This is a genomic window from Mesorhizobium silamurunense, assembly GCF_014843905.1.
GTDB lineage: Bacteria > Pseudomonadota > Alphaproteobacteria > Rhizobiales > Rhizobiaceae > Mesorhizobium > Mesorhizobium silamurunense.
In genome coordinates this window covers 54,871-70,694 of the sequence record NZ_LPVS01000070.1, presented here as the reverse complement: position 1 = coordinate 70,694, position 15,824 = coordinate 54,871, and the positions used below count along the sequence as shown (strand labels likewise).

Annotated in this window: 17 protein-coding genes; 7 read left to right on the top strand and 10 right to left on the bottom strand. The window is 65.3% G+C overall.

Translation table 11 applies throughout. The annotated features are described in order from the left end of the window. Positions 1 to 88 precede the first annotated feature (88 nt). The gene (locus tag AU465_RS19630; protein ID WP_246506262.1) at positions 89 to 658 is read left to right on the top strand and encodes a LysE family translocator; all 570 of its coding nucleotides are present in this window, start codon (positions 89 to 91) and stop codon (positions 656 to 658) included. A gap of 6 nt (positions 659 to 664) precedes the next feature. Here AU465_RS19630 and AU465_RS19625 read toward each other — a convergent pair whose 3' ends face one another. Next, a complete protein-coding gene (locus tag AU465_RS19625) occupies positions 665 to 1,465 on the bottom strand; it encodes a lysophospholipid acyltransferase family protein (RefSeq protein ID WP_192251500.1) in 801 nt (266 codons plus the stop codon). Between the two features lie 88 nt (positions 1,466 to 1,553). Next, positions 1,554 to 2,456: a LysR family transcriptional regulator gene (locus AU465_RS19620; protein WP_192251498.1), complete on the bottom strand. Its 903-nt coding sequence runs from the start codon at positions 2,454 to 2,456 to the stop codon at positions 1,554 to 1,556. 102 nt (positions 2,457 to 2,558) lie between these two features. Here AU465_RS19620 and AU465_RS19615 point away from each other — a divergent pair, with 102 nt between their 5' ends. Then, positions 2,559 to 3,191 carry a pyridoxamine 5'-phosphate oxidase family protein gene (locus AU465_RS19615; protein WP_192251494.1) on the top strand — a complete coding sequence of 211 codons (633 nt, stop codon included), beginning with the start codon at positions 2,559 to 2,561 and terminating at the stop codon, positions 3,189 to 3,191. Here the strand turns inward: AU465_RS19615 and AU465_RS19610 are convergent. The 3 genes from AU465_RS19610 to ftsE all read right to left on the bottom strand — a co-directional run bounded on the left by AU465_RS19610 (position 3,188) and on the right by ftsE (position 5,734). Continuing rightward, positions 3,188 to 3,874, bottom strand: a complete 687-nt coding sequence (locus AU465_RS19610; RefSeq protein WP_246506261.1) for a YdcF family protein — start codon at positions 3,872 to 3,874, stop codon at positions 3,188 to 3,190. The genes AU465_RS19615 and AU465_RS19610 overlap by 4 nt on opposite strands. A 218-nt stretch (positions 3,875 to 4,092) precedes the next feature. Further along, positions 4,093 to 5,082: a cell division protein FtsX gene (locus AU465_RS19605; protein WP_192251488.1), complete on the bottom strand. Its 990-nt coding sequence runs from the start codon at positions 5,080 to 5,082 to the stop codon at positions 4,093 to 4,095. Then, positions 5,075 to 5,734: a cell division ATP-binding protein FtsE gene (ftsE, locus tag AU465_RS19600; protein WP_192251484.1), complete on the bottom strand. Its 660-nt coding sequence runs from the start codon at positions 5,732 to 5,734 to the stop codon at positions 5,075 to 5,077. The genes AU465_RS19605 and ftsE overlap by 8 nt, the downstream gene beginning before the upstream one ends. A 181-nt stretch (positions 5,735 to 5,915) precedes the next feature. Here ftsE and AU465_RS19595 point away from each other — a divergent pair, with 181 nt between their 5' ends. The 3 genes from AU465_RS19595 (at position 5,916) to AU465_RS19585 (ending at position 7,738) form a co-directional block, all read left to right on the top strand. Then, the gene (locus AU465_RS19595; RefSeq protein ID WP_192251481.1) at positions 5,916 to 6,563 is read left to right on the top strand and encodes a hypothetical protein; all 648 of its coding nucleotides are present in this window, start codon (positions 5,916 to 5,918) and stop codon (positions 6,561 to 6,563) included. 184 nt (positions 6,564 to 6,747) lie between these two features. Continuing rightward, positions 6,748 to 7,290 carry a hypoxanthine phosphoribosyltransferase gene (hpt, locus tag AU465_RS19590; RefSeq protein WP_192251478.1) on the top strand — a complete coding sequence of 181 codons (543 nt, stop codon included), beginning with the start codon at positions 6,748 to 6,750 and terminating at the stop codon, positions 7,288 to 7,290. A 76-nt stretch (positions 7,291 to 7,366) separates the two neighbouring features. Beyond that, on the top strand, positions 7,367 to 7,738 hold the full coding sequence (locus AU465_RS19585) for a response regulator (protein ID WP_192251475.1): 372 nt from the start codon (positions 7,367 to 7,369) through the stop codon (positions 7,736 to 7,738). Between the two features lie 4 nt (positions 7,739 to 7,742). Here the strand turns inward: AU465_RS19585 and AU465_RS19580 are convergent, their stop codons facing one another. Further along, positions 7,743 to 8,693 (bottom strand): DMT family transporter, encoded by a 951-nt coding sequence (locus tag AU465_RS19580; protein ID WP_192251472.1) that lies wholly within the window; start codon positions 8,691 to 8,693, stop codon positions 7,743 to 7,745. Positions 8,694 to 8,881: 188 nt separating this feature from the next. On the opposite strand from AU465_RS19580, the gene AU465_RS19575 reads away from it, so the two are divergent. Next, positions 8,882 to 9,766, top strand: a complete 885-nt coding sequence (locus AU465_RS19575; RefSeq protein ID WP_192251468.1) for a LysR family transcriptional regulator — start codon at positions 8,882 to 8,884, stop codon at positions 9,764 to 9,766. Between the two features lie 17 nt (positions 9,767 to 9,783). Here the strand turns inward: AU465_RS19575 and AU465_RS19570 are convergent, their stop codons facing one another. The 3 genes from AU465_RS19570 to AU465_RS19560 all read right to left on the bottom strand — a co-directional run bounded on the left by AU465_RS19570 (position 9,784) and on the right by AU465_RS19560 (position 14,183). Then, entirely contained in the window at positions 9,784 to 10,386 is a 603-nt protein-coding gene (locus AU465_RS19570) for a 2-hydroxychromene-2-carboxylate isomerase (RefSeq protein WP_192251465.1), read from the bottom strand. A 128-nt stretch (positions 10,387 to 10,514) separates the two neighbouring features. Beyond that, positions 10,515 to 13,112 (bottom strand): TIGR02302 family protein, encoded by a 2,598-nt coding sequence (locus AU465_RS19565; protein ID WP_192251448.1) that lies wholly within the window; start codon positions 13,110 to 13,112, stop codon positions 10,515 to 10,517. 114 nt (positions 13,113 to 13,226) lie between these two features. Continuing rightward, positions 13,227 to 14,183: a threonine/serine dehydratase gene (locus AU465_RS19560; protein WP_192251445.1), complete on the bottom strand. Its 957-nt coding sequence runs from the start codon at positions 14,181 to 14,183 to the stop codon at positions 13,227 to 13,229. A 50-nt stretch (positions 14,184 to 14,233) separates the two neighbouring features. On the opposite strand from AU465_RS19560, the gene AU465_RS19555 reads away from it, so the two are divergent. Next, positions 14,234 to 14,536 (top strand): ArsR/SmtB family transcription factor, encoded by a 303-nt coding sequence (locus tag AU465_RS19555; protein WP_192251442.1) that lies wholly within the window; start codon positions 14,234 to 14,236, stop codon positions 14,534 to 14,536. A 7-nt stretch (positions 14,537 to 14,543) separates the two neighbouring features. Here AU465_RS19555 and lysA read toward each other — a convergent pair whose 3' ends face one another. Beyond that, complete coding sequence (lysA, locus tag AU465_RS19550; protein WP_192251439.1) at positions 14,544 to 15,812, bottom strand: diaminopimelate decarboxylase; 1,269 nt, start codon at positions 15,810 to 15,812, stop codon at positions 14,544 to 14,546. Between the last annotated feature and the right edge of the window lie 12 nt (positions 15,813 to 15,824).

Sequence of the window (15,824 nt, the reverse complement as noted above, 5' to 3'; positions counted from 1 at the left end):
TAATCCTTGCCGCATCACGGCAGGAATTGGGGTTCACCATGGCCGGAGAGGTTCTGTCCGAGGTGCAGCCCTGGCAGCAATTGCTGGCTTGACTATCGCAGCGACCGTCGTCATGGGCAGCCCCGGTCCGGCGACGATCAGCGTGACGGCTATCGGCGCGACCTTCGGTTTGCGCCATTCGCTGCGCTACACCTCAGGCGTCGTGCTTGGGACGGTCGCCGTGCTCCTGGTGGTGGCCGACGGCGTCTTCGGTATGCTCGCCTCGGTGCCGGCGCTGGCGCCATTGCTGACGGTCGCTTCGGCCATCTACATCCTCTACCTGGCCTTCAGGATAGCGACGGCGCCGCCTCTTGCCGAAGCCGGAAAACAGGCGGCACGTCCCACTTTTCTCGGCGGCTTCATGCTCGCTGTCGCCAACCCGAAAGCCTATGTGGCGATCGGTGCCGTATTCGCCGGCGCTTCGGCGCAGCGCGATGTGCTCGGCCTACCCGCCAGGCTGCTGGTGCTGGCAGCGATGATCGTCGTTATCCACGTCTTGTGGCTTCTCGCAGGAACCGTTTTCGCGCGGCTCTTACGCAATCCGATGGCGTCGCGAATCATCAACCTGATTTTCGCGGCGACGCTGGTGCTGACCACCGCGCTCGCGGCACTGCCGTAAGCAGGATCAAGTCTTCGTCATTGCAACAGCGCCAAGCTCCGCCAGCCGCTTCACCGCCGTCGGCGGCATGGGCGGCGGGTTCGGCGCGCGCGCGGCTTCGACGAGCAGCTCGTCGCAGGCGGCTTCCGTCTCGCCGATCAGGCGCTGCATGAATTCCTCCTTGTCGAGCCCGGGCGGGATCGGCGGCAGGAAGCGGGCCTTGATGGTGCCGGGGAAACGCATGAACTTGCGGCGCGGCCAGTAGAGGCCGGCGACATGGGCGACCGGCACCACGGGAACGCCGAGCTGAGTATAGAGCTCGACGATGCCGTATTTGTAGGAGGGCTCGGCGCCCGGCGGGCGACGCGTGCCTTCGGGATAGATGATGAGCTGGCGGGGATTGCGCGCCATCTCCTGCCTGGTCGCGGCGACGACCGCCTTCAGCGCCTTGGAGCGGCTGCCGCGGTCGACCGGGATCATGCGCATCTTCATGATGTACCAGCCAAAGAAGGGGATCCAGGTCAGTTCCCGCTTCAGGATATACAACGCGTCGTCGAGATAAGGAAAAAAGGCGATCGCGTCCCAGAAGGACTGATGCTTGGGCGCCAGGATGAAGGACCCTTCAGGCAGGTTCTCGACGCCCGTGATTTCGCTCCTGGTGCCGGCGATCTTGTCATAAAGCCACATCGAGGTGCGCGACCAGAATTTCGGCACGAACCAGGCGCGGTGGCGGGGCGACAGGAAATAGAAGGGCGTCCAGAAGATCATCTGGACGACCAGGCTGAGATAGAAGGCAAGGTTGAACGCCAGCGAGCGGATATAGAGCATGCGGGAAAAGGCCCGGGTGTGGAAGTGTGCGTTGGTTACACCAAGCGCAGGCAAAAAGGAAACGGCCTGGTGAGCGAACGCGCCGCCGTCATAAGGATCGCGCCAGCCGCTCCTTCAGGCGCGGCGCGGCGAAATCGAGGAAGGCGCGCAGCTTAACCGGCAGCAGGCCCCGACCGGCATGCACGAGATTGACCGGCCAGGGCGGCGGCTCGAACGGCTCCAGCACCACACGAAGCGCGCCCGCGCGCACGGCGGCGTCCGCCTGGTAGGACAGCACCTTCGTCAGGCCGAGACCGGCGATCGCCGCGTCGATTGCCGCCTCGGCGGTGTTGACCTGCAGCCGCGAGCGGACCGGAACCGCGGTCTCGCTCTTGCCTGTCACGAAACTCCACGTCGCGGGAGAGGCAAGCCCCTCGAAGGTGATGCAGTTGTGGCCGGCGAGGTCGCGCGGTTCGAGCGGCGTGCCGTGCCCGGCGAGGTAGGCTGGGCCTGCGCAGACGACGCGGCGGATCGAGCCGACGCGCATTGCGACCATGGCCGAATCCGGCAGCTCGCCGATGCGGACGGCGAGGTCGATATGCTCCTCGACCAGTTGCGTGATCCGGTCCGACAGCGTCAGGCGGATGTCGACGTCGGGATAGACGGCAAGGAAGGCGGTGATCACGGGGAGCACATGCAGGCGGCCGAAGACGACCGGCGCGGTGACGACCAGCTCGCCGGTCGGGCTCGAGTATTCCCCGGCTGCAGTGCGCTCGGCCTCGCTCACCTCTTCCAGGATGCGGCGGCAGGCGGCCAGATAGGATTGGCCGGCGTCGGTCAAGGTGAGGCGCCGCGTCGAGCGGTTGAGCAGACGCGCCTTTAGGTGCCTCTCCAGCTCGGAGAGCTTGCGGCTCACCGTCGCCAGCGGCATGCCGGCGCGCCGCGCGGCGGCGGAAAGGCTGCCGGCCTCCACCGTGGCAACGAACAGGGACATGGCGTCGAGGCGGTCCATTCATTCTTCCAGAAAACGGAAGGATAGATTGCAAATATGCCTTCTACCTCCGGATTTCGGAAGAGATTAAATGTTGTGCCACTTCGTCCGAGGAGCGCCGCCATGAACGCCTTTACCAGCGATGTCGCCTTCACGCCGACCGTCAAGGCGATCCAGTCCCGCAAAGGTTCGCGCCAGTCCTATGCGCGTGTCGAAGAGCGCGGCGGCTGGCGGGCGGCGATCACGTCCGATCTCGCCGCCTTCATCGAGGCGCAGACCAGCGTGTTCCTGGCGACGGCCAATGCCGGGGGCCAGCCCTATATCCAGCATCGCGGCGGCCCGGCCGGCTTTCTCAAGGTGCTCGACGAGCACACTATCGGCTTTGCCGATTTCTCGGGAAACCGGCAGTTCATCACCCAGGGCAATCTTGCGGACAATGCCCAAGCCTTCCTGTTCCTGATCGACTACATGCTTCGGCAGCGCATCAAGATCTGGGGCAGGGCGCAGGTCGTCGAGGACAATGCGGAACTGACGGCGAGGCTGATGCCGGCAAACTACAAGGCGCGGCCGGAGCAGGCGATCCTGTTCAGCGTCACGGCCTGGGATGCCAATTGCCCGCAGCACATCCCGCAGCGCTTCGAGGCGGCGGACGTGGCCGCGGCGCTTGCCGAGCGCGACCGGCGCATCCAGAGCCTCGAACAGGAGATCGCGCGGTTGCGCGGCAGCACCAAGGTGCCAGGAGAGGGTCTAGTTTAGTTCTTCACCGTGGAGGCTTCGGCGAGGGCGACGCCCTCGACGGTCGGGCGAAGCGGAACGACGCCGCGCGCCAGCGCCAGCACATATTTGCTGTATTCGGTGAGCAGCACGCGCAGCGCTTCCGGCTTGGTCAGCCAGCTGCCATTGCCGAGATTGGTGTTGACCACCGGATAGGGCTCGAGCCGCGCGCCATGCAGCAGCCGGCCCATCTCCAGCAGGCTGCGCGGCATGTGGTAGTTGTTGGTGACGAGGATGATGCTGCCATAGGCGTGGCTTTCCACCCATTTGGCGCTCTCCTCGGCATTGCCGATCGTGTCGAGCGCGGCGCGGTCGATGTCGACACAGCAGGAGAACAGCTGCTTGTCGCCGCCCAATGCCACTTGCAGCTGGCGGCGGCTGGCCGAGGGGTGAACGCCGCTGATCAAGAGCCGCTCGCCTTTGCCTGATGCCAGCAGATCCATGGCGGCGTCGAGCCGCGACTGACCACCGGTGAGCACGATGATGGCATCGGCCCTGGCCGGATTGACCGGCGTCGTCATGTTGCTAACCTTGTCGGCAAACCAGCCGAAGCCGCCGGCGAAAAGCGCCAACAGGGCAAGCACAAAGAAGCCGCAGATGCGAAGCGCAAACCTGAGACGACCGGACCTTTCAGGCGCCGCGCCGCCCGCAAGCGCCGCTGGCATCCGTCCAGCCGTTCCGATCGAGTCCCGCGCGTCCATCATCCCCAGGTTAATCCTGAAAACATCCTATGGTTAACTCTGAAATGCGGCCTTTGATAGATAGGACGGCGCACATTGCGTTACGGCAGTTTCCCTTGCGTGATCATGCACTTGGATCCTGATCGCATCGGAAGCCCGGTTGTCACCGCTTGCATTCGGCGACCTTTGGTTTCGGGTCATGGTCAGCCTGCCTCCGGCTGGCGGATATCTATATCGCTAAGATAGGCGACGACCGTGGCATGCGAGGTCGCCGCCGTCAGCGCGCCGATCACCAGCACCATCAGGCCGACGCCGAGATAGCCGGTGGAACCGATGGCGAAATTGCCGAAGAGCGCGGTCGCCTGATCCGCCTGCGGCGTCGCCATGTTGCGCGACGACCACCAGGAAAAGACGATGAAGACGGCAATAGCGGCGGCGCCGCCGGCAGCGGCACCCTTCATGCCGGTGACCAGGAAATGCCATCGGAATTCGCGCGCGATGAAGCGGGCCTCGGCGCCGACGAAATGCAGCACTTCGATGATGTGGCCGTTGCCGGCCATGGCGCCGCGCGTCGCGAACACCACGGTCAGCACCGTCGCCGACAATATCAACGCCAGAACGGCAAAGCCGATCGTCACCGTCGTATGGGCCATGGCGACCAGCCGGTCGACCCAGGTGCGATGGTCGTCGAGCGCCGCGCTCGGCAGCTTGGGCGTGATCGCGGCGCGCATGGCGGCGAAGTCGGGCGGATTGGCCTCGTCGATGGTGACGACGATGAGGCGCGGCACGGGCAACTCGTCGATGTTGAGGCCGGTGCCCAGCCACGGCTCCAAAAGCCGCGCCGTCGCATCGCGGTCGACGATCTTCGTGCCCGTCACGCCGGGAAACTCGCCGGCGATCTGCGAGGCCTGCGCGAGGGCCGCTTCCATGTCGAGGCCCTCGACCGGCTTGATCTGGACCGTCGCTTCGCGCGAAATCTGGTTCTCCCACACCGAAGCGGTGTCGCGCACCAGCGTCACGGCGCCGAAGGTCAGGCAGGACAGGAAGGTCATGATGGCGATGACCAGCACCAGCGCCCGGCCGGCGATGTTCTGCGCCGGTACGATCGGCGCCATCTTGCGCTGGACGCGCCGAACGGTTGCCGTCGTCTCGGCGGCCTCATCCTGCAGGTGATCGACCGGAATATCAGTCATAGACGTCCAGCCTTCCGCCGGCGAGAATCATACGCCGTGCATCGACCTGTTCCATCAGGCCGAGATCGTGGGTGGCGATCACCACGGCGGTGCCAAGCCGATTGAGCTCGATGAAGAGCCTCAGCAGCCGGCGCGCCAGCGGCGGATCGACATTGCCGGTCGGCTCGTCGGCAAGCAGGATCTCCGGCTGTTCGATCAGGGCGCGGGCGATCGCGGCGCGCTGCTTCTCGCCGCCCGACAGCACCGGCGGCAGCACGTGCATGCGGTCGCCGAGGCCGACCCATTTCAGGAGCTCGGTGACGTCGGTGCGATAGTTTGCTTCCTCGCGCCCGCGCACGCGCAAGGGCAGCGCGACGTTCTCGTAGGTGGTCATGTGATCGAGCAGGCGAAAATCCTGGAACACCACGCCGATCCGGCGCCTGAGCAGGGGCAGCTCGCCGCGCGAGATGCGCGAGCGGTCCTTGCCGAAAATGGTGATCAGTCCGCGCGTCGGTTTCAGCGACATGAAGAGCAGGCGCAGCAAGGTCGTCTTGCCGGCACCCGAGGGGCCGCTCAGGAACTGAAAGGAGCGCTCCGGAATGTGCAGGGAAATGTCGCGGAGGATCTCCGGACCCATGCCATAGCGAAGGCCGACATTTTCGAAGCGGATCACGTTCGGCGACCTGAAACCCTAGGCGGCGTTCTGCCAGCCTGTTCTCTGCCAAGACCATCGGCCGGCATGGTTAATCGTCGGTTAATTTCTGCTCGTTTTCGACGTTTCACAGCGGTTCCGGTGGGGAAGCGTTAACCATTTGCGTTTACCCAAAACAAACGAAGATTGCACTGGGGCCGTAATGGCTGAGGATCGAACCGCGCGCCCTGTTTCCGGCGAAATCATGACGGGTGCGGCAGCAAATGCCGCGCCCGAGCGCGTCATGTTCGATGCGCCGCCCGATATCGTCGATGCCGACTATGTGGTGCTGCCGCGATTCGCTCCCCGTTCGGAACCGATCGCGGCGCCGCCACCGCCGCAGGCGCCCTCGACGCCATCCATCGATGGCATGGGCATGCTGCGCAAACCGGAGGCTGCGCCCGCGCGGCCGGCCTCGCGCGGCGGTCCGATCTTCTGGACTGCCGGAGTGTGCTCGGCACTCGTCGCTTTCTGGGTGTCGGGCGGACACGCCCTGGTGCGTCAAAGCCCCTTCTGGGCGGCTTCAGCACCGGCAAGCGCGCTTAGCATTTCCGGCGTGACGTCGCGAATCGATGCCTCGGGATTGAAGCCCGTCTTGTTCGTCGACGGCGAGGCCGCCAATGACGGCGCAAGGTCGGAGTCGCTGCCGCCGCTCGAGATCCGTGTCACCGACAATGCCAGCAACGTCATCCGCTACAGGCTGGGGACATCCAACCGCTCGCTGGCTCCCGGCGAAAGATTCGGCTTTTCCAGCCGTCTCGATGTGCCTAGAAACGGCGTGAAGGCCGTGTCGGTCACCTTCGCCGGCTAAGGCATGTCGATATTCAGGTGATGCCGGCCTGCAAATTGTGGTTTCCTGCGCTTCCGGTGCTCACGTACTCAAAAGTACGCTCTGCTCCGGTTCTCGCAAACCACCATTTTCGGCGCGGCCTGACCTGAATCTCAACACACCCCGTCACGACCGCAGTTGCAGGCAAATATTTTTGAGAGGACATATGCCAGTTGTTCGCGGCAAGGATATCGAGGTCCTATTTTCGGCGTCGGCGATCGCCCGCCGCAATCTCGAGCTCGCCAAGGAGATCGCCGGGCGCGACTACCATGATCTGCTGGTGATCTCGATCCTGAAGGGCTCGTTCGTTTTCGCCGCCGATCTCATCCGCGCCATGCATGATGTCGGCCTATCGCCCGAGGTCGAGTTCCTCTTCATCTCCAGCTACGGCGCCGGCACCACCAGCGGCGAGGTCAAGGTGCTGCGCGACATCGACAATGAGGTCGCCGGCCGCGACGTTCTTTTGATCGACGACATCCTCGAATCAGGCAAGACGCTTTCCTTCACCCGCGACCTCATGCTGTCGCGCGGCGCCAAAAGCTGCGCCATCGCCGTGCTGCTCGACAAGCGCATGCGGCGCCAGACCACGCTCAACGCCGACTATGTCGGCTTCGACTGCCCCGACTATTTCGTCGTCGGCTACGGCATGGACGTCGCGCATGCGTTCCGGGAATTGCCGTTTGTCGGGGTCGTGAAGGGCGACGCGTAAAGGTCGCGCTGAAAAGGCTGCACGCACGTTTCAAATTTTCAGAAAACGTCAACGTTTCGGCGGCATCTATCTCGGCATGGCAAAGCTCCTGATCGTCGAGGACGATGAGTCCGTCCGCACCCTCGCTGCCCGCGCGCTGGAGCGTGATGGGCACAGTGTCACCATCGCCGCCGACGGCGCGCAGGGGCTCGCCCTGATCAGCCAAGCGCGCGGCGGCTACGATCTCGTTGTGTCCGACATCCGCATGCCGGAGATGGACGGCATCGAGATGGCGACAGCGGCGGCAAAACAGTTCCCGTCGATGAAGATCATGCTGATGACCGGCTATGCCGACCAGCGCGAGCGCGCCGAGGAACTGAACGGCATCATCCTCGACGTCGTGCAGAAGCCGTTCACGCTTGCCGAGATTCGCGCCCGCGTCGGTCGGGCACTAAGCTGCTTCGCTTGACCGTTTAGACAGCATCGCCGATCGCTGCGATTGCAGGCGCTGCGCTACGCCGGCGTTCGCCGTTGAGCGCGAACAGACCGGCGCCGATTATCAGTGCCGCGCCAAGCACCGTCGTCGACCGCGGAACCTCGGCGAAGAACAGGAAGCCCCAGAGCGGCGACCAGAGGATGCCGGTATATTCGAAGGTGGCGACGCGGTTGGCGGGCGCCATACGATAGGCCTGCGACAGCAAGATCATGCCGGCGGAGGCGACGAAGCCGCAGGCGGCCATCTTCAGGAAGTCCGGCATGGTCGGCCATGCCCATTGCCGCACCAGGAAGTCGAGGCTCGGATGACCCGCATGGGTGATGCCGGCAAGATGAAATATGGTGGCGACCGCCACGGCGCCGGTGAGATAGGCACCGTTCTGGTAGAAGGCCATGACGGTGGAGGATTCGGTATCGCCGATCCGGCGCGCCATCAACTGCGAGAAGCCGTAGAGGAATGCCGAGCCGAGCGACAGCAGTGCCGCCCAGTCGAACAATCCGGCGCCCGGACGCAGCATCACGATCACGCCGACCAGGCCGATCAGCACGGTCGTCAGCGTCCGCCAGGAGACGTGCTCACCGAGATAGGGTCCGGCAAGCGCCATGATGAAGAGCGGCGCCATGAAATAAAGCGCTATGGCGTCGGCCAGCGATAAGGCGGCGATCGCCAGGTAGTAGACGGTGTAGGAGCTGAATTGGATGAAGGCGCGCAGCGTCAGCATGCCCATTCGCTTCGACAGCAAGGCTTTCAGGCCGACATCGGCCTGGACGATAACGATCAGGATCGGCAGCGCGACGACGGCGCGGATCGCCATCACTTCGGTCACCGGATAGCCGCCCGAAACCGCCTTCACCAGCGGGTCCTGCAGTGAAAAGACGAGGACGCCCAGGCAGAGGCTCAGAATACCAAGCACCATCCGGTTCTGCATCGTCGTTCCAGCGAAAAAGAACCCGCTACCGTTTCGGGCAGCGGGCACGAGTGAGGACTCTTCGAATTGGTCCGCGGCCGATTTCGCGGTCGCATATCCAATGGGTGCGGTGACTATCCTGCGGCGTTTGACATGTTGCAAACGAATTGGAATGATACCAGCAATCAAAATTTCTTATGGCGACTTCCATGAAGCCCACCCTCGACAGCGATCTCCTGCGCACCTTCGTGGCGGTGGCCGAGACGGGCAATTTCACCAAGGCCGCCGAAAAGGCCGGACGCACCCAGTCGGCCGTTTCCATGCAGATGAAGAAGCTGGAGGACATGGTCGGCGACAGCCTGTTCGAGCGCGGCTCGCGCGGGGTAGCGCTGACGCGACGCGGCGGCGAGCTCATCGCCAACGCTCGCCGCATCGTTTCGCTGCTCGACGAGACCGCGGCGTCGCTGGTGGCGCCGCCGCTGGGTGGGCCGGTGCGCATCGGGATCCCCGCCGAATACGGTCGCTCGATCCTGTCTCGGGCGCTCGGCGAATTCGCCAAACGCCATCCGCGCGTCGAGGTCACGGTGCGCTACGCCCATTCGGCCTCGCAGGTGAGGTCGCTGGCGGCGGGTGAGCTCGACCTCGCCGTGGTGTTCGAGTGGGAAGGCTTTTCCGGCGGCGAGGTGCTGATGCACGATCCGACGGTATGGGTGACATCGATGCTGCACCACATGCATGAGGAGCGGCCGGTGCCGATCGCGCTCTACAGCCGCGACGGCTGGTGCCGCGACTTCGCGATCAAGTCGCTGCAGCAGCGCGGCCTCGGCTACCGTGTAGCCTACACCAGCGACACCAATGGCGGCCTGACGCTGGCGGTCACCTCGGGGCTTGCGATCGCGCCGATCTCGCGCAGCAACATTCCGCCCGACTGCCGCGAGCTGACGGCCGCCGACGGCTTCGGCGACATCGATTCCTCCAATGTGGTGCTGCACCGCAATCCGCTGGCGACGGGCGAAGCGATCGACGGCATGGAGAACGCGATCCGCGAGGCGTTCATGCTGACCAGGCAGGCGCAAGCAACGGCCAATCTTTGAATTGCTGAAAGTTCAGCTCAATCCGGCGGCCCGCTCTCCATCTGCTTCAGCCAGCGAATGGCGTCGTCGAGCCGGTCGTCGCCCCAGAACAGTTCACCGTCGACGACGAAACTCGGCGAGCCGAAGATGCCGAGCGCCTTGGCCTGCTCCGTCGCAGCCGCGAGATCGGCCTTGGCGTCGTCCCTGTCGGCCTGCCGAAGGACCTTTTCCGGCCTCTGCCCGGCCTTCTCGATACTCGCCGAAATGTTCGGCTCGCTGCCCGCCGGCTCGCCAATCTCGAACCAGCGCCGGTAGCTTTCCCGGGCATAGGCTTCGCACCAGCCCTCGCGCGCCGCGACGAGAGCGACGCGATTGGCGCGTTCGAGCTCGGCCAGCGGGTAGGGCGCCGGCAGTTTCGGCACCATCCTGTACATCGCCGCGCGGCGCTCGATGTCCCGCCACATATAGGCGGCCTTCGCCGGCTTCTTGGCGAAGGGAATGTTGTCCATCTCGATCATGATGGCACGCACATTGAAGGGTCGCCAGCGGAACTCGATGCCGGTCTCAGCCGCGACCTCGGCGAGACGCATCACCGAAAGATAGGTGTAGGTGCTGCCGATGGAGAACCAGAAGTCGATCATCGCCCCATCCCCTCATGCCAATGTACCCTCGGTAGGACGATACCGGCATGGGGTTCGCCCGGCAATCGGGCTACCTTTCGGCAAGCCGACAGCATGGCCGGCGGGGCAGCGATAGACCGGCGAGGTGCCTATTTCAGCTCGAGCAGCCGTTCGAGATAACTGCGCTCAATGTCGGGGCTCAGCGCGTTGCCCAGGCGCTTGCGGATCGCCTCGAGGATCTGGCGGGCGCGCTGCACGTCGATCTCGTCCGGCACCTTGACCGAGTTGCCGTCGTCGGAACCCTTCGTGGCGCGCGGCCGGCCGAGCGGGTCGCGGTCGGCGTCCTGCTGACGCCCACCCTGCTCGCTGCCGCCCTGGTCGCCCTGCATGGCCTGCATCTGCTTCATCATCTCCTTGGCGCCGCGGCGCAGCGCCTCCAGCGCGCGGCCCTGGTGGCCGACCGCCTCGTCGCCGTCGCCCTCGCCAAGCGACTGTTCGGCGTCGCCCATGGATTTGCCGGCCTCGCCGAAGCCCTCATTGGGCTCCATGCCCATGCCTTCGAGGCCCTTCTTCAGCTTGTCGAGCTCGCTCTGCAACTGGCCCTGGCCCTCCTGCAACTGCTTCAGCGCGTCGGAGAATTCCTGCTGCGTCATCGGCTTCTGCCGGCCGAGCGGGTCGCGGTCGTCGCCGGGGCCGGGCTTCTGCCCGTCCTGGGACTGGCCCTGCTCGCCATCCTCGCCAAGCTGCTCGTCGCGATTTGCACCGCGCTGCCGCTCGCCGCGCTGCATCTGGTCGAGGCGGAAGGTGTCGTTCATCATCTCCTGCTGGCGCCGCATGATCTCGCCCAGCTTGTCCATCTGCTGGCGCATCTCGCTGTCCTGCTCGCCGCCCCGCTGCTGGCGGCCGGCCTGCAGGTTGTTCATCATGTCCTGCAGCTCCGACAGCAGCTGCTGGGCCCGGTCGCGGTCACCGGATTTGGCGAGGTTCTCGATCTCGTCCATCATCCGGTTGATGTCGCTCTGGCGCAGTTCCCGGCCGTTCTGCTGCATCTGTGGCGCGTTCGGGTTCTGCTGCGCGCGCTGGGCGAATTCCTGCAGGAACTGGTTCATCGCCTCGCGCAGTTCCTTCATCGCCTTGTTGAGCTCTTCGTCGCTGGCGCCGTTCTTGATGGCGTCCTGCAGCGCCTGCTGCGCCTGGCGCAGCCGCCGCTCGGCGGCCGAGAGATTGCCTTCCTCGATACCGAGCGCGATCTCCCACAGATAACCCACCTCGCTGCGCAACTGGTCGTCGGTCCCGGAAAGCTTCAGCCGGCTCCTCGCGCTCATGATCGCGAGGTAATGCGACATGTTGTCGAAAGTATCCTCCGGACGCAGCGTGATCGCGTCCATCAGATCGAGCACGCGCGGCTTGGCGTTGGCGTCGAGCGCCAACAGCCGGCGCTGCTCGATCACGGCGCGCGCCAGCGGGTTGGAGAAGGGCCGCTCCGGCATCACCAGCGTCCTGGTTTCGCTGGTGGCGGTATGGCCGGCATCGTCGGTGGCGGTGAGCGTCAGCTTGATGTTGCTGCCGGCCCAGACATGCTCGGTCAGATCCTTGGTCGTCTTGGCCGCGTTCGCCTTGCCGCCGCGGCGCGGCAGCGTCAGCGGCATGTCGGGCGGGCCATAGAGCGGATGGGCATTGGCCGGCGGCGGATCCGACAGCTCGAAGACGGCCTTGGCGGAGGCCGCGCCGTAATCATCGTCGATCTGGTAGTTGAGCTCGATGGCGCCGTTGACGGCGCGCTTCGGCTCGCCGACGAAACGGATCGTCGGCGGCTTGTCCGGAATGATGGCAAAGGCCCATCGGCCGAGGTCGTCCTCGCCGGACTTGAGCGTCAGCGTGCCGTCGGCGTTCAGCTTGCCGGAGAATTGGCGCACCTTGGATCCCGTCTGGGCGGCGGCGGGCGTGACACCCTTCGGCGCGGCCGGTTCGATGGCGCGGTCGTTGCCGTTTGCGTCGGCATAGTTCAGCGTCTCCTCGCCGGTTCCGCCGGTGACGCGCAGGGAGACGTCGCTGCCCTGCGGGACGCTGAAGGTGCGCGCGGCCTGATTGACGTCGGCGGTCAAAAACAGCGGCGGCTTGCCGGTATAGGCGGGCGGCGTCACCCAGGCATCGATGCGCGGCGGCACGGTATCGCGCGCGGCGCTGGCGACGAAGCCGTCGCTGATCCTGCCGCCGAACGGTCCGAATGAGAAGGCAAAGGCGGTGACGAACAGCAGTCCCACCACGGCCCGCAGGCCCCAGCGGTCGTAATCCGGCACGCTTGTGCGCGGCCTGTCGGCGCCGAGGCTGGAGAGCCGCTCGGCCATGCGCTTCTGGTGCTCGCGCCACAGTGCCTGCGAGAAAAGGCTCTCCGCGCCGCTTGGCCGGTCGGTCTGCACCTGCACGGGGCTATGCAGCAGCTCGTTCGCCGCCTCGATGCGCCGGTCGACCTCGGCGGAGGAAGGAATGCGGAAGAAGCGCAGCGGATAGAGCGCCGCCAGCGCCGAGATAGAGAACAGGATCAGGAGGCCGATCCGCGCCAGATCCGGCAGGCGCTGAAACAGGCCCAGCCACGAGACACTGAGGAACAGGCCGGCGACCACCGCCAGCGGCAGCAGCAACGGCCAGCCACGCTCGAAGATCATCGAGGCCCGCGTCGCCAGCCGGCTCAAGGCAAGACGCCCGGCCAAACCGCGTTCGCCGCTGGAAGTGGGTCGTTCCGTCATCGGCCCTTCCTGCCCGGGCGGGATAGCCCGAACCTCATGAGCAGAAGAATACCAGCAAACACGGCAAAGGCGAGGCGGGTTCCGAAATCGTGAAGAGGTTCGCCCCGGTTATGGTCAGAAATTCGCGGGATTTGTGTTGGAGCCGCAGACCAGAACGGCCACGCGCTCGCCAGGCGCCGGTGTGTAGCGGCCGGAAAGCACTGCGGCGAAGGCGGCGGCCCCGCCGGGCTCGGCGATGATTCGGGCGCGATCCCAGAGCGCCTTCTGCGCCGCCACGATGTCGTCGTCGCCGACCAGGATCGAGCGCTCGACGAAGGCCTCGGCGATCGGGAACATCATTTCGCCGACACGCTTCGGCGCCAGCGAATCGGCGGCGATCCCCTCGGCCGGCGCATCGACCGGCTTGCCGGCCTCGAACGCGCGGTAAAGCGTCGGCGCCCCCTCGGGCTCGATGGCGACGATGCGGATGCGACCCGAGAACCAGGCGGCGATGCCGCCGATCAAACCGCCGCCGCCGACGGCGACGAGAAGCGTGTCGAGCTCGGGGAGGTCGGCTTCGATCTCAAGGCCGAGCGTGCCCTGCCCGATGAGCGTTTCTTCCTGGTTGAAGGCATGGATCTGCAAGGCGCCGGTCTTTTCGGCAAAATCTTCGCTGGCGGCCAGCGCCTCGGCGTAGCGCGCGCCCCCGACGACCAGTTCGGCACCGTAGCCGCGGATGCGCTCCAGCTTCGCCGGCGGGCTGACCTCGGGTACGAAGATGGTGGCCTTGTGGCCGAGTTTCATGGCGGCATAAGCGACGGCTGCGCCATGATTGCCGCCCGAAGCGGCGACGACGCCGGCTTCCGGCACCTGCCGCTCGAGCAGGTTGGTGAAGGCGCCACGCGCCTTGAACGAGCCGGAATGCTGCAGGCATTCGAGCTTCAGATCGACCGGAAAGGCCGGCTGGCCGAAGTCAGCCATGTCGACGCGCATCACCGGCGTGTGGCGGACATATGGGCGGATACGCGGTTCCACGGCGGCAATGCGTTCGCGCGTGATCGTCCCTTTGTCCAGCGTGCTTGTTTCCAGCATGAATTGCTCCTCGGGATTGACTTCAATTAGTAACTTAGCAAAATGGCTAAATGCAAGAGGTCGAAATCTTCAAGGCGATGGCTAACGAGCGTAGGCTGCAGATCCTCGATTGGCTGAAGGATCCGCGCGCGCATTTCCCGCGCCAAGCCGATGGCGATCTGGTCGAGGACGGCGTCTGCGCGCTGCTGATCGCCGAAAAGCTCGGCATCACCCAGGCCACGCTCAGCGAGCATATGCGCGTGCTGACCCAGGCGGGCCTGCTCAGCGCCAAGCGCGCCAAGCAATGGATATTCTATCGCCGCGACGAGGATAGGATCGCCGAAGCGAAGGCGCTGATCCAGCAGAGGATCTAGCGCTTCGCTACTTCAGCCAGTCCGGCAGCGAATCGAGCCCGATCAGCTCCTCGTAGGTCTGGCGCGGCCGCACGACATGGAAGCGGTCGCCGTCGACCAGCACTTCCGGCACCAGGAGCCGGGTGTTGTAGGTGCCGGCCTGCACCGCGCCATAGGCACCGGCGGTGGCGACGGCGATGAGGTCGCCGGCCTCCAGCCTTGGCAGATCGCGGTCGAGGCCGAGGAAGTCGCCGGTCTCGCAGACGGGCCCGACGATATCGACCTTCATGCGCGGCGTGGCGGCCGGCGGCTGCACCACCGGCTTGATGTCGTGGAAGGCGTCGTAGAGCGTCGGCCGGATCAGGTCGTTCATGGCGGCGTCGACGACGAGGAAGTTCTTGGCGTCGCCTTCCTTTACGTAGATTACCTCGGAGACAAGGATGCCGGCATTGCCGACGATCAGCCGGCCAGGCTCGAACATCACCTTCAGGCCGAGCCGGGTGACGTGCTTCCTGACGATCTCGGCATAGGCGTCTGGCAAGGGCGGCGGGCTGTTGTCGACGCGATACGGGATGCCGAGGCCGCCGCCGAGATCGACATGCTCGATGGCGTGCCCGTCGCTGCGCAGCACGCCGACGAGTTCCACCAGCAGCGCGAAAGCGTCGTCGAAGGGCTGCAGCTCGGTGATCTGGCTGCCGATATGGGTGTCAATGCCGGTCACCCGGATGCCGGGGAGCTCCGCCGCGCGGGCATAGACCTGGCGCGCCCGCTGCCACGGGATGCCGAACTTGTTCTCAGCCTTGCCGGTCGAGATCTTCTTGTGGGTCTTGGCATCGACATCCGGATTGATGCGCAGCGAAACAGACGCCACCTTGCCGAGCGCGGTCGCGCGCGCCGACAGCAATTCCAGCTCCGGCTCGGATTCGACGTTGAAGCAGAGAATGCCGGCCGTGAGCGCGAAGTCCATCTCGCGCGCGGTCTTGCCGACGCCCGAAAACAGGATCTTGCTCGCCGGGATGCCGGCTGCCAGCGCCCGGCGCAATTCGCCTTCCGACACCACGTCGGCGCCGGCGCCTTGTCTCGCCAGCGTCTTCAGCACTGCCTGGTTGGAATTGGCCTTCATGGCGTAGCAGACCAGCGCGTCGAGGCCGGCAAAGGCTTGCCTGAAGACGCGGAAATGCCTGGTCAGCGTCGCGGTCGAATAGCAATAGAAGGGCGTGCCGACGCTGGCGGCGATATCGGGGATGGCCACATCCTCGGCGTAGAGCACGCCGTCGCGGTAGTCGAAATGGTTCACGGAAAAGGTCCG